Here is a 14,024-nt window from a genome sequence, read left to right on the forward strand (position 1 = left end):
CACCGGAGTCGACCGCGCGCGCGATCTCCAGCTCAGTGGTCACACCGATGTGCATCCCGGGCAGCGGCTGCCCCTGGATGGTGGTGATCGGCGTCTCCCACGGGATCTCCAGCCCGAACGGCACCACGTGGACGGCCGAGGCCTTCAGCTCGAAGGCGCCACCGAGCCGCTGCTTGGAGAACTCGATGTCCTGCTTGTACTCCGCGTCCTGACCCTCGACCTCGACCTTCGCCTGCAGCCCGACGGACAGCGCCTCGATCTGCTGGTCCACGGAGCCGCCCTGGATCCGCACCTCACCCTGGACGACACCGCCCGGGACGACGTTGATCTCGGTCAACACCGTCTCGACCGAAGCGCCACCGGCTCCCAGGCTCGCGAGCAGCCGCTTGAACCCCATGTCTGTTCCTCCCGTCAGGCAAAAGCCTGCGTATCTGCGTGGTTCTGTGTTCTCTGTGGTGTGGATCGCTCTGCGTGGCACGGAGCCTTGATCCCTACAAACGCAAACCGACGACGCCCGGTTCCACGTCCTCCAGCTCCTTCACCCTTCCAAGGAGGACGCCCCCACGCCACCCGTCGGCACGCACCCGTCTGGACTACGCTCGTACGCCATGATCGCGAGCCCCGACCGTACGCCCCTCGCCCGCGAGTTCTTCGACCGCCCCGTACTGGAGGTGGCGCCGGACCTCCTCGGGCGCGTCCTCGTCCGCATCACCCCGGAGGGTCCGATCGAACTCCGTCTCACGGAGGTCGAGGCCTACGACGGTGCGAACGACCCCGGCTCCCACGCCTATCGCGGTCGCACGGCCCGCAACGGCGTGATGTTCGGCCCGCCCGGACACGTGTACGTCTACTTCACCTACGGCATGTGGCACTGCATGAACCTCGTCTGCGGCCCGGAGGGCCGGGCGAGCGCGGTCCTGCTGCGCGCCGGCGAGGTCATCGAGGGCGCCGATCTCGCTCGCAAACGTCGAATTTCAGCCCGAAGTGACAAGGAACTGGCCAAAGGACCGGCCCGGCTGGCCACGGCCCTGGAGGTGGACCGAGCCCTGGACGGCACGGACGCCTGCGCCCCCGAGTCCACGCCCCTGACCGTCCTGACGGGTACTCCGGTCAGCTCTGACCAGGTACTGAACGGCCCCCGCACCGGAGTCTCAGGCGACGGTGGTGTCCACCCCTGGCGCTTCTGGATCGCCAACGACCCGACGGTCAGCCCCTATCGGGCTCACGTCCCCCGCCGGCGCTCAACTTGACTCGCCCCTGGGCGATCCGTAACGTAGCCCGAGCCGCTTGAACCGGTTACGGCGATCAGCCAGCAGCCGAGAGCGGCCAACCCACTACCTACGACATCCCCTCGGCGGGGGCGAATTAGGCATGCCCTGATTCCAGCCCGCACCACTCAATTATGAGTTGCCGAGGGAATCGGCTAACGTAGTGAATGTCGAAAGGCCGCAAGGGAAACCGCGAGGTCAAAAGACAGCCGAAAGACAAATCCCGCCGACAGGGAATCGGATCGGAAAACGATCTGATAGAGTCGGAAACGCAAGACAGCAAGACCGAAGGGAAACTGCCCGGAGGAAAGCCCGAGAACAGCTTGGGTGAGTACAAAGGAAGCGTCCGTTCCTTGAGAACTCAACAGCGTGCCAAAAATCAACGCCAGATATGTTGATACCCCGTTCCCAGCCGATTCCGGTTGGGGCGAGGTTCCTTTGAAACAAACACAGCGAGGATGCTGTGAACCATCGGACTATTCCTCCGGTGGTTCCGCTCTCGTGTGTGTGCACCGGATTACCGGTAAACATTCACGGAGAGTTTGATCCTGGCTCAGGACGAACGCTGGCGGCGTGCTTAACACATGCAAGTCGAACGATGAACCACTTCGGTGGGGATTAGTGGCGAACGGGTGAGTAACACGTGGGCAATCTGCCCTTCACTCTGGGACAAGCCCTGGAAACGGGGTCTAATACCGGATACAACCACTAGGGGCATCTCTTGGTGGTGGAAAGCTCCGGCGGTGAAGGATGAGCCCGCGGCCTATCAGCTTGTTGGTGAGGTAACGGCTCACCAAGGCGACGACGGGTAGCCGGCCTGAGAGGGCGACCGGCCACACTGGGACTGAGACACGGCCCAGACTCCTACGGGAGGCAGCAGTGGGGAATATTGCACAATGGGCGAAAGCCTGATGCAGCGACGCCGCGTGAGGGATGACGGCCTTCGGGTTGTAAACCTCTTTCAGCAGGGAAGAAGCGAAAGTGACGGTACCTGCAGAAGAAGCGCCGGCTAACTACGTGCCAGCAGCCGCGGTAATACGTAGGGCGCGAGCGTTGTCCGGAATTATTGGGCGTAAAGAGCTCGTAGGCGGTCTGTCGCGTCGGATGTGAAAGCCCGGGGCTTAACCCCCGGGTCTGCATTCGATACGGGCAGACTAGAGTGTGGTAGGGGAGATCGGAATTCCTGGTGTAGCGGTGAAATGCGCAGATATCAGGAGGAACACCGGTGGCGAAGGCGGATCTCTGGGCCATTACTGACGCTGAGGAGCGAAAGCGTGGGGAGCGAACAGGATTAGATACCCTGGTAGTCCACGCCGTAAACGGTGGGAACTAGGTGTTGGCGACATTCCACGTCGTCGGTGCCGCAGCTAACGCATTAAGTTCCCCGCCTGGGGAGTACGGCCGCAAGGCTAAAACTCAAAGGAATTGACGGGGGCCCGCACAAGCAGCGGAGCATGTGGCTTAATTCGACGCAACGCGAAGAACCTTACCAAGGCTTGACATACACCGGAAACGGCCAGAGATGGTCGCCCCCTTGTGGTCGGTGTACAGGTGGTGCATGGCTGTCGTCAGCTCGTGTCGTGAGATGTTGGGTTAAGTCCCGCAACGAGCGCAACCCTTGTTCTGTGTTGCCAGCATGCCCTTCGGGGTGATGGGGACTCACAGGAGACTGCCGGGGTCAACTCGGAGGAAGGTGGGGACGACGTCAAGTCATCATGCCCCTTATGTCTTGGGCTGCACACGTGCTACAATGGCAGGTACAATGAGCTGCGAAGCCGTGAGGCGGAGCGAATCTCAAAAAGCCTGTCTCAGTTCGGATTGGGGTCTGCAACTCGACCCCATGAAGTCGGAGTTGCTAGTAATCGCAGATCAGCAGTGCTGCGGTGAATACGTTCCCGGGCCTTGTACACACCGCCCGTCACGTCACGAAAGTCGGTAACACCCGAAGCCGGTGGCCCAACCCGTAAGGGAGGGAGCTGTCGAAGGTGGGACTGGCGATTGGGACGAAGTCGTAACAAGGTAGCCGTACCGGAAGGTGCGGCTGGATCACCTCCTTTCTAAGGAGCATCTAGCTGCCGCAAGGCAGCCAGGGCCACAACGTCGGCGAACGTCCGACGGTGGTTGCTCATGGGTGGAACGTTGATTATTCGGCACTCTCAGTCATCTCGGGCTGCCAGTACTGCTCTTCGGAGCGTGGAACGCTGATCACGAGTGGCGGGGGTGCCGGGCACGCTGTTGGGTGTCTGAGGGCACGGCCGTATGGCTGCCTTCAGTGCCGGCCCCAGTGCACTCGAATCTACTGGTTCGGGGTGATGGGTGGTTGGTCGTTGTTTGAGAACTGCACAGTGGACGCGAGCATCTGTGGCCAAGTTTTTAAGGGCGCACGGTGGATGCCTTGGCACCAGGAACCGATGAAGGACGTGGGAGGCCACGATAGTCCCCGGGGAGTCGTCAACCAGGCTTTGATCCGGGGGTTTCCGAATGGGGAAACCCGGCAGTCGTCATGGGCTGTCACCCGCTGCTGAACACATAGGCAGTGTGGAGGGAACGCGGGGAAGTGAAACATCTCAGTACCCGCAGGAAGAGAAAACAACCGTGATTCCGGGAGTAGTGGCGAGCGAAACTGGATGAGGCCAAACCGTATGCGTGTGAGACCCGGCAGGGGTTGCGTATACGGGGTTGTGGGATCTCTCTTCTGTTGTCTGCCGGCAACAGGACGAGTCAGAAACCGTATGGATAGGCGAAGGACATGCGAAAGGTCCGGCGTAGAGGGTAAGACCCCCGTAGCTGAAATCTGTACGGCTCGTTTGAGAGACACCCAAGTAGCACGGGGCCCGAGAAATCCCGTGTGAATCTGGCGGGACCACCCGCTAAGCCTAAATATTCCCTGGTGACCGATAGCGGATAGTACCGTGAGGGAATGGTGAAAAGTACCGCGGGAGCGGAGTGAAATAGTACCTGAAACCGTGTGCCTACAAGCCGTGGGAGCGTCGGAACGAGGTTTGCCTTGTTCTCGTGACTGCGTGCCTTTTGAAGAATGAGCCTGCGAGTTTGCGGTGTGTTGCGAGGTTAACCCGGGTGGGGTAGCCGTAGCGAAAGCGAGTCCGAACAGGGCGATTCAGTAGCACGCTCAAGACCCGAAGCGGAGTGATCTAGCCATGGGCAGGTTGAAGCGGAGGTAAGACTTCGTGGAGGACCGAACCCACCAGGGTTGAAAACCTGGGGGATGACCTGTGGTTAGGGGTGAAAGGCCAATCAAACTCCGTGATAGCTGGTTCTCCCCGAAATGCATTTAGGTGCAGCGTCGTGTGTTTCTTGCCGGAGGTAGAGCACTGGATAGGCGATGGGCCCTACCGGGTTACTGACCTTAGCCAAACTCCGAATGCCGGTAAGTGAGAGCGCGGCAGTGAGACTGTGGGGGATAAGCTCCATGGTCGAGAGGGAAACAGCCCAGAGCATCGACTAAGGCCCCTAAGCGTACGCTAAGTGGGAAAGGATGTGGAGTCGCAGAGACAACCAGGAGGTTGGCTTAGAAGCAGCCACCCTTGAAAGAGTGCGTAATAGCTCACTGGTCTAGTGATTCCGCGCCGACAATGTAGCGGGGCTCAAGCGTACCGCCGAAGTCGTGTCATTCCAGCATGAGGGCCAACGCCCGCTGGGATGGGTAGGGGAGCGTCGTGTGCCGGGTGAAGCAGCCGCGGAAGCGAGTTGTGGACGGTTCACGAGTGAGAATGCAGGCATGAGTAGCGATACAAACGTGAGAAACGTTTGCGCCGATTGACCAAGGGTTCCTGGGTCAAGCTGATCTGCCCAGGGTAAGTCGGGACCTAAGGCGAGGCCGACAGGCGTAGTCGATGGATAACCGGTTGATATTCCGGTACCCGCTGTGAAGCGTCAAACATTGAACCAGGCGATGCTAAGTCCGTGAAGCCGTCCCGGATCCTTCGGGTGAAGGGGAGTGGTGGAGCCGACGAACCAGACTTGCAGTAGGTGAGTGATGGGGTGACGCAGGAAGGTAGTCCATCCCGGGCGGTGGTTGTCCCGGGGTAAGGGTGTAGGACGGTGTGCAGGTAAATCCGCACATCATTAAGTCTGAGACCTGATGCCGAGCCGATTGTGGTGAAGTGGATGATCCTATGCTGTCGAGAAAAGCCTCTAGCGAGTTTCATGGCGGCCCGTACCCTAAACCGACTCAGGTGGTCTGGTAGAGAATACCGAGGCGTTCGGGTGAACTATGGTTAAGGAACTCGGCAAAATGCCCCCGTAACTTCGGGAGAAGGGGGGCCACGCCTGGTGATCCGATTTACTCGGTGAGCTGGGGGTGGCCGCAGAGACCAGCGAGAAGCGACTGTTTACTAAAAACACAGGTCCGTGCGAAGCCGTAAGGCGATGTATACGGACTGACGCCTGCCCGGTGCTGGAACGTTAAGGGGACCGGTTAGTCATTCTTCGGGGTGGCGAAGCTGAGAACTTAAGCGCCAGTAAACGGCGGTGGTAACTATAACCATCCTAAGGTAGCGAAATTCCTTGTCGGGTAAGTTCCGACCTGCACGAATGGCGTAACGACTTCTCGACTGTCTCAACCATAGGCCCGGTGAAATTGCACTACGAGTAAAGATGCTCGTTTCGCGCAGCAGGACGGAAAGACCCCGGGGACCTTTACTACAGTTTGATATTGGTGTTCGGTTCGGCTTGTGTAGGATAGCTGGGAGACTGTGAAGCTCGGACGCCAGTTCGGGTGGAGTCGTCGTTGAAATACCAGTCTGGTCGTGCTGGATGTCTAACCCGGGTCCGTGATCCGGATCGGGGACAGTGTCTGATGGGTAGTTTAACTGGGGCGGTTGCCTCCCAAAGGGTAACGGAGGCGCCCAAAGGTTCCCTCAGCCTGGTTGGCAATCAGGTGGTGAGTGTAAGTGCACAAGGGAGCTTGACTGTGAGACCGACGGGTCGAGCAGGGACGAAAGTCGGGACTAGTGATCCGGCGGTGGCTTGTGGAAGCGCCGTCGCTCAACGGATAAAAGGTACCCCGGGGATAACAGGCTGATCTTCCCCAAGAGTCCATATCGACGGGATGGTTTGGCACCTCGATGTCGGCTCGTCGCATCCTGGGGCTGGAGTCGGTCCCAAGGGTTGGGCTGTTCGCCCATTAAAGCGGTACGCGAGCTGGGTTTAGAACGTCGTGAGACAGTTCGGTCCCTATCCGCTGTGCGCGTAGGAGTCTTGAGAAGGGCTGTCCCTAGTACGAGAGGACCGGGACGGACGAACCTCTGGTGTGCCAGTTGTTCTGCCAAGGGCATGGCTGGTTGGCTACGTTCGGGAGGGATAACCGCTGAAAGCATCTAAGCGGGAAGCCTGCTTCGAGATGAGGACTCCCACCCCCATGAGGGGTTAAGGCTCCCAGTAGACGACTGGGTTGATAGGCCAGATATGGAAGCCTGGTAACGGGTGGAGTTGACTGGTACTAATAGGCCGAGGGCTTGTCCTCAGTTGCTCGCGTCCACTGTGTTAGTTCTGAGACAACGAACAGTTGTCGGCTAGAGCTGAACCACACAACAGAAGAGTGTGCTTGTTCGCTCGAAACCATTAGGGTTTCGGTGGTCATAGCGTGAGGGAAACGCCCGGTTACATTTCGAACCCGGAAGCTAAGCCTTACAGCGCCGATGGTACTGCAGGGGGGACCCTGTGGGAGAGTAGGACGCCGCCGAACAATCTTTGGAAAGGACCCCTGGTCCCAGCGTTCAGCTGGGACCAGGGGTCCTTTTGTTTCTAGAATGCTTGCAGTACCGAAGACAGGAGTCACCATGTCCACCAACTCTCCCGACGATCGACCGGAGCGCGACCAGCGGCGACGGGACAGTGGTGACCGTGGCGGCTATCGCGGTGGACCGCGTCGCGACAACGACCGGCGTGACAACGACCGTGGTGGCTACGGCCGGCGTGACGATCGCCGTGGTGATGACCGTCGGGGTGACGACCGAGGCGGGTTCCGTCGCGAAGATCGGCGCGATGACCGGAGGGACAGCGGAGACCGTGGTGATCGCGGCGGCTTCCGCCGTGACGACAACCGTGGTGGCGGGTTCCGTGGCCGTGACGACCGTCGGGACGACCGCCGTGAGGGCGACCGGGGGCCTCGCCCCGCGTTCCGCCGCGACGACCGCCCCGGGGCGCCCCGTCGTGACGATCGGGATCGAGACCGTGGCTTCCGCCGCGACGGTGACCGGCCGGCCTTCCGTCGCGACGACCGCCGCGACGACCGCCGTGACGACCGTCCCCCGTTCTCTCGCGACGACCGGCGGGACAGCGGGGACCGTGGTGATCGTGGCGGCTTCCGTCGTGACGACCGGGACCGTGGGTTCCGTCGTGACGACCGCCAGGCTCGTCCCGAGCGTCGTGAGGGTGATCGTCCCTCGTACCGTCGCGATGACGACCGTGGTGGTTTCCGTCGTGACGACAGCCGCGGTGACCAGCGAGGCGGCGGCTTCCGTGGACGCGACGACAGTCGTGGAGGTGAGCGACCCGGCGGATTCCGTGGCCGGGACGACCGGGGCCGCGACGAGCGCCGCGGAGACGACCGCGGTGGGCGTCCGCCCTTCCGGCGTGACGACCGTCGCGACGGTGACCGACCGCCTTTCCGACGTGACGACCGCCGCGACGACTTCCGCCGTGACGACCGCCGGGACAGTGACCGCGGTGACCGTCCGGCCTTCCGTCGCGACGAGCGCCGTGACGACCGTCGTGACGACCGTCCCACGTTCTCTCGTGACGACCGTCGTGACGACCGCCAGGCTCGTCCCGAGCGTCGTGAGGGTGATCGTCCCTCGTACCGTCGCGATGACGACCGTGGTGGTTTCCGTCGTGACGACAGCCGCGGTGACCAGCGAGGCGGCGGCTTCCGTGGACGCGACGACAGTCGTGGAGGTGAGCGACCCGGCGGATTCCGTGGCCGGGACGATCGTGGCCGGGACGACCGGGGCCGTGGTCCCCGTCGGGACGACCGTGGGGGTCGGCCCGGTGGCTTCCGTGGCCGTGATGACCGGCGCAGCGGCGACGACCGGCGTGGCGGTGGGCGTTTCCGCGACGAGCGCGACCGGGACCGTGAGCCGATCAAGCGGCTGCCGATCCCGGAGGACGTCACCGGCGAGGAGATCGACAAGGACGTACGGCAGGAGCTCCAGAGCCTGCCGAAGACGCTCGCGGACGACGTCGCCAAGAACCTGGTGATGGTCGCGCGGCTGATCGACGAGGACCCTGAGGGCGCGTACGGCTACTCCAGGGTCGCGCTGCGGCTGGCCTCGCGTGTGGCGGCCGTGCGAGAGGCGGCCGGTTTCGCCGCGTACGCGAACCAGAAGTACAGCGAGGCGCTCGCGGAGTTCCGTGCGGCCCGGCGGATGACCGGCAACGTCGAGCTGTGGCCCGTCATGGCGGACTGCGAGCGTGGTCTCGGGCGCCCTGAGAAGGCGCTGGACATGGCCGGGGCGCCCGAGGTGCACAAGCTGGACAAGGCGGGTCAGGTCGAGATGCGGCTCGTCGCGGCCGGCGCTCGGCGTGACATGGACCAGCTCGACGCGGCCATCGTGACGCTGCAGAGCCCCGAGCTGGCCTCCAACTCCGTACAGCCGTGGACCGCGCGCCTGCGGTACGCCTACGCCGACGCGTTGCTCGCGGCCGGTCGTGAGGACGAGGCCCGGGAGTGGTTCGCCAAGGCCGTCGAGGCCGACAAGGACGGCAGCACGGACGCGTCTGACCGGCTGGCGGAGATGGACGGTGTCGAGTTCGTGGACGTCCTCGTCGAGGACGAGGACGACAGCGAAGCCCAGAGTGTCGACGAGGCCGAGAGTGTCGACGAGGACCACCGCGCTGACCTCAAGGACCACGAGGGTGACGGGGATGCCGACGTGAAGGACGCGGACGCGGACGCCGGCGTCGACGGCAAGGACTGACGTCCTGGGAAGACACAGTGAAGGGCGGGATCCCGTGCAGGGGTCCCGCCCTTCACTGTGTCTGATCGCCCGGATGCCCGGCCACCCCGGAAGCCGCCGCTTCAGAACTCCAGCACGCGCAGGACCAGCCCCGACGCCGGCTTGGGGCCGAACGACGTGGACTTGCGGGGCATCGTGACCCCCTGGCGGGCCAGCTCGCGTACGACCTCCTCGCGGACCGGGTGCATGAGGACGGCCGTGCCGCCGTCGCGTTCGGCCTTCTCCACGGTCGCCGCCGTGTCGTGGATGTAGGCGACATGCGCCGGGGAGTCCTCGGGGATGTGCCACACGTGGTCGAGGAGGGTGGCGTGCAGGACCGTCGCGTCCAGGGTGCGCCAGGCCGGTGGGCGGTCGGCGGGGATCGTACGGGCGAGGAGGTCCGGGTGCGGGCGGTCGACGAGGTGGAAGGAGCCGTCACCCGCGAGGACGAAGGCGTTGCCGGTGGCGGCCGCGTCCGCCAGGGCTTCGAGGGCCTCGGGGAGCGGGACGTCGAGACGGCGTACGCGGAACAGGCCGTCCAGGGCGGTGAGGGCGTCCGGGAGCGGGAGTTGATGGAGGAGGCGGTGGATCGCGCGCACGCGCAGGGGGTAGCGGGCGGTGTCCACCAGGAGGACCAGGCCGTAGTCCCAGGGGCTGGGGGACGGGTGCTCCGTGCGGAGCCGGAGGTAGGTGGCCCAGCGGTGGTGGCCGTCGGCTATCAGGGCCTGGTGGCGGGCCAGATCCGACTGGATCTCGGCGAGGTCGGCGGGGTCGGTGACCGTCCAGAGGCGATGGCTGAAGCCGTCCTCCGTGGTCGTGGCGAGGAGCGGGGCGCGTTCCGTGGTGCGTTCGACCACGGCTGTCGCTCCGGCCCCGGCGCCGTCCCCTCGGTACGTGAGCAGCAGGGGCTCCATGTTGGTGCCGGTCGCGCGCATCAGGGCCGCGCGGTCCGCGATGACGTGGGGGATGACGTCCTCGTGGGGGAGGACCACGCCGGCGGAGGGCTCGGAGAGGCGCAGGGCGCCTATGAGACCGCGCTGGAGGATGGTGCCGTCCGCCTGCTCGTAGACGTAGAGTCCGGGTTCGGCGTCGGCGGCGAGGACACCGTCGGCGAGCCAGCGGCGCAGTGTGTCGGCCGCCTGTTCGTCACGGGCGCCGGGGGTACTGGCCTGGGGGAGTATCAGGCGGACGATGTTGTGGGGGTCGGCGGATTCGAGGTGGAGCAGACCGTCCGGCCGTACGACGACGTCGTACGGCGGTGATGTCACGGCGGCCAGGCTGCCGACCCGGTCGGGGTCGTAGCGAAGCCCCCGGAACGGGGTCAGTTCGAGGCCGCTGCCCGCCGGGGTCTCCTCCGCGGGACCTGCGTAGTTCATTGATGCATCGTATGGGTGTCGGTGCCGTGAGGGATGATCGGGGAAAGTGACCTGACCGATTGTCGACCCACGGCCGTCCGACCCGGCCGCCGGGGCGACCGTCGGACCGAGCGAGGAGCGGAGCACGATGAGCCAGGCAGTCAGGACGCGGCCCGACGGCAGTGGGCAGGCCCTGAGCGAGGCGTACGACACGGCTCTGCTCGATCTGGACGGTGTGGTGTACGCGGGAGGGAGCGCGATCGCGTACGCCGTGGAGTCCCTGAGCACGGCGCGAGCCGGTGGTATGCACCTCGCGTACGTCACCAACAACGCGCTGCGGACGCCCGACACGGTGGCCGCGCATCTGACGGCCCTCGGGATACCGACCGAGGCCGGTGACGTCATCACCTCGGCGCAGGCCGTGGCCCGGCTGATCAGCGAGCAGCTGCCCGCCGGGGCGCGGGTGCTGGTCATCGGTGGTGAGGGGCTGCGCGTGGCGCTGCGCGAGCGGGGTCTGGAGCCGGTCGAGTCGGCGGACGACGATCCGGCGGCGGTGGTGCAGGGGTACGGCGGACCCGAGCTGCCCTGGGGGCGGTTCGCGGAGGCCTGCTACGCCATCGCGCGCGGGGTGCCGTGGTTCGCGTCCAACACCGACCTGACGATCCCGAGCGCACGCGGGCTCGCGCCGGGCAACGGGGCGGCGGTGCAGGTGGTCCGGATCGCGACCGGCGCCGAGCCGCAGGTGGCGGGCAAGCCGCTGCCGCCGATGCACCGCGAGACGATCCTGCGGACCGGTGCCGAGCGGCCGTTGGTGGTCGGGGACCGGCTGGACACGGACATCGAGGGGGCGTTCAACGGCGCTGTCGACTCGCTGCTCGTGCTGACCGGTGTCACCGACGGGGGGCAGTTGCTGGCCGCGCTTCCGCAGCACCGGCCCACGTACGTCGACGCCGATCTGCGGGGCATGCTGACCGGGCAGCCGGAGGTAGTCGAGGCGGGCACCGGGTTCCGCTGCGGTGGCTGGACGGCCACGGCGGGACCGGAGCGGCTGGAACTCGACGGTGAGGGTGGGGCCCTGGACGGGCTGCGGGCGCTGTGTGCGGCGGCCTGGACTGCGGCCGGCGAGGGCTCGTGCGAGCTGGACGCGGAGAAGGCGCTGGCCCGACTGGGACTGTGAGGGGCTCGGATCGTCCTCCGTATTCCGCAGTCCGCTCCGCAGTCCGCTGGTGAGCGCCGCAGTCCGCAGTCCGCAGTTCGCGGCGTGTGCGGTGTTCGTGGACGCGATCGAGCAAAAGGGGAGGGTAGGCTAACCTAACCTGGTGTTGGTCGACAGTCCTCCTGAACCGAGCGCGGAGACCGCCCCCGCGCCACCGAAACGCCGGGCGGTACGAGCCGTCGGGCTTCTCGTGGCCCTCGTGATCCTCGCCCTGGTCGCCCTGGCGAGTATCGCGATCGGCGCGAAAGAACTCTCCCTGGAGCAGGTCTGGCACGGCCTGTTCGAGGACACGGGGACGTACGGCGACGCCGTGGTCGGGGAGCGGATCTCGCGCACGCTGCTCGGACTGCTCGCGGGAGCCGCGCTCGGGCTGGCCGGTGCCGTCCTGCAGGCACTCACCCGCAACCCGCTGGCCGACCCGGGCCTGCTCGGCATCAACGCGGGCGCGTCCGCGGCCGTGGTCACCGCCATCACCTACTTCGGCGTCACCTCGCTGAGCGGGTACGTGTGGTTCGCGTTCGCCGGCGCCGCCCTGGTCGGGGCGCTGGTCTGGTTCCTCGGCGGCAGCCGCGGGGCGACGCCGGTGCGGCTGGCGCTCGCGGGCACGGCCATCAGCGCAGCGCTCTACGGCTACCTCCAGGCCGTGATGATCATGGACGACGCGGCGCTCTCCAAGATGCGTTTCTGGATGGTCGGTTCGCTCGCCTCGGCGACCGACGAGACCATCACCCAGGTGCTGCCGTTCCTGGCCGTCGGTACGGTCGTCGCGCTGCTGCTCGCCCGCCCGCTGAACGCGATGGCCATGGGCGACGACACCGCCCGCGCGCTCGGCGCCAACCTCAACCGCACCCGCGCGCTCTCCATGGCCGCCGCCACCGTGCTGTGCGGCGCCGCGACGGCGGCCTGCGGGCCGATCGTCTTCGTCGGGCTGATGGTCCCGCACGTCGTGCGGTCCTTCACCGGGCCCGACCTGCGCTGGATCCTGCCGTACGCGACCGTCCTGTCGCCCGTGCTGCTGCTCGGCGCCGACGTGCTCGGGCGCATGGTGGCGCGGCCCGCGGAACTCCAGGTCGGCATCGTCACCGCGATCCTGGGCGGTCCGGTCTTCATCTTTCTCGTACGACGGCGGAGGACGGCCCAGCTGTGAAGACGCAGGCCACGAGGGAGACCCACGTCATGAACGAGCCCGCCGGGCGCGACCGCGCGCTCCGCACGCCCGGCGGGCTGTCCGTCCGGCTGGACGTGCGGGCGTTCACGGTCGTCGTCCTGCTGCTGTTGGCGGCGCTGACCGCGAGCGTCGTCCTGATCGGGACCGGCGACTTCCCGATCCCGGCCGGCGACGTCCTGAGGACGCTGCTGGGCGACGGGGACGCGGGCCAGGAGTTCATCGTCAACGAGCTGCGGCTGCCGAGGGTTCTGGTCGGACTCCTCGTCGGTGCCTCGCTCGGGCTCGGCGGGGCGCTGTTCCAGTCCGTCTCCCGCAACCCGCTGGGTAGTCCGGACGTGCTGGGTCTCTCCCAGGGCGCCACCGCCGGGGCGCTGGTCGTGATCGTGCTGTTCTCCGGCAGCGCGAACCAGGTCGCCCTCGGGGCGCTCGTCGGAGGTCTGGTCACCGGCATCGCGATCTATGTGCTGGCCTGGAAGCGGGGCGTGCACGGCTACCGGCTGGTGCTGGTCGGCATCGGTGTCTCCGCGATCGTCACGGCGGTCAACGGCTACCTGATCACCAAGGCCGACCTCGTCGACGCGGGCCGCGCGGTGGTCTGGATGACCGGTTCCCTCGACGGCCGCGACTGGGCCCAGGTCGGGCCGCTGCTGATCATGTGCGCGATCCTCGTCCCGCTGGTGCTCGGCAACGCGCGCGGGCTGCGCATGATGGAGATGGGCGACGACGTGTCGTACGCCCTCGGGGTGAGCGTCGAGCGCGTACGGCTGCTGCTGATGGTGTCGGCCGTGCTGCTCACGGCCGGGGCCACCGCCGCCGCCGGGCCGGTCAGTTTCGTCGCCCTCACCGCGCCCCAGCTCGCCAAGCGGCTGACCCGTTCCCCGGGCCCGAACCTGGTGCCCGCGATGTGCATGGGCGCGACCCTGCTGGTCGTCGCCGACCTGGCCTCGCAGCGGGCCTTCGGGGCCGACCGGCTGCCGGTCGGCGTGGTCACCGGCGTACTCGGTGGCGTCTATCTGCTGTGGCTGCTGGTCACCGAGCGGAAGGCCGGACGGATATGAA

Annotated in this window: 7 protein-coding genes and 3 rRNA genes; 8 read left to right on the forward strand and 2 right to left on the reverse strand. The window is 65.8% G+C overall.

Going from position 1 to position 14,024, the window contains the following annotated elements; translation table 11 throughout:
• A partial coding sequence (locus E4N62_RS26485) for a sporulation protein (RefSeq protein ID WP_230218751.1) occupies nt 1–397 on the reverse strand: 397 nt, incomplete at its 3' end.
• Nucleotides 398–608: 211 nt separating this feature from the next.
• Here E4N62_RS26485 and E4N62_RS26490 point away from each other — a divergent pair.
• From E4N62_RS26490 to E4N62_RS26515, 5 genes are all read left to right on the forward strand, one after another.
• A complete protein-coding gene (locus E4N62_RS26490) occupies nt 609–1,250 on the forward strand; it encodes a DNA-3-methyladenine glycosylase (RefSeq protein WP_230218754.1) in 642 nt (213 codons plus the stop codon).
• A 548-nt stretch (nt 1,251–1,798) separates the two neighbouring features.
• Nucleotides 1,799–3,325: ribosomal RNA gene (locus E4N62_RS26495) — 16S ribosomal RNA — on the forward strand.
• Between the two features lie 306 nt (nt 3,326–3,631).
• A 23S ribosomal RNA gene (locus E4N62_RS26500) occupies nt 3,632–6,753 on the forward strand.
• Between the two features lie 105 nt (nt 6,754–6,858).
• Nucleotides 6,859–6,975, forward strand: a 5S ribosomal RNA gene (gene rrf / locus E4N62_RS26505).
• Together the 16S, 23S and 5S rRNA genes form the textbook arrangement of a ribosomal RNA operon.
• 1,405 nt (nt 6,976–8,380) lie before the next feature.
• Entirely contained in the window at nt 8,381–9,208 is an 828-nt protein-coding gene (locus tag E4N62_RS26515) for a tetratricopeptide repeat protein (RefSeq protein ID WP_230220193.1), read from the forward strand.
• A 101-nt stretch (nt 9,209–9,309) separates the two neighbouring features.
• On the opposite strand, the gene E4N62_RS26520 is transcribed toward E4N62_RS26515, so the two are convergent.
• Nucleotides 9,310–10,602, reverse strand: a complete 1,293-nt coding sequence (locus E4N62_RS26520) for a DUF1015 family protein (protein WP_230218755.1) — start codon at nt 10,600–10,602, stop codon at nt 9,310–9,312.
• A 127-nt stretch (nt 10,603–10,729) separates the two neighbouring features.
• Between E4N62_RS26520 and E4N62_RS26525 the strand changes: the two genes are divergently transcribed.
• From E4N62_RS26525 to E4N62_RS26535, 3 genes are all read left to right on the forward strand, one after another.
• Nucleotides 10,730–11,758 (forward strand): HAD hydrolase-like protein, encoded by a 1,029-nt coding sequence (locus E4N62_RS26525; protein WP_230218756.1) that lies wholly within the window; start codon nt 10,730–10,732, stop codon nt 11,756–11,758.
• 142 nt (nt 11,759–11,900) lie between these two features.
• Nucleotides 11,901–12,944: an iron ABC transporter permease gene (locus E4N62_RS26530; RefSeq protein ID WP_230218757.1), complete on the forward strand. Its 1,044-nt coding sequence runs from the start codon at nt 11,901–11,903 to the stop codon at nt 12,942–12,944.
• Nucleotides 12,945–12,973: 29 nt separating this feature from the next.
• Nucleotides 12,974–14,023 carry an iron chelate uptake ABC transporter family permease subunit gene (locus E4N62_RS26535; protein WP_184895853.1) on the forward strand — a complete coding sequence of 350 codons (1,050 nt, stop codon included), beginning with the start codon at nt 12,974–12,976 and terminating at the stop codon, nt 14,021–14,023.
• Nucleotide 14,024 lies beyond the last annotated feature (1 nt).

The sequence above is a fragment of the Streptomyces sp. MNU76 genome (assembly GCF_020982545.1).
Taxonomy (GTDB): domain Bacteria; phylum Actinomycetota; class Actinomycetes; order Streptomycetales; family Streptomycetaceae; genus Streptomyces.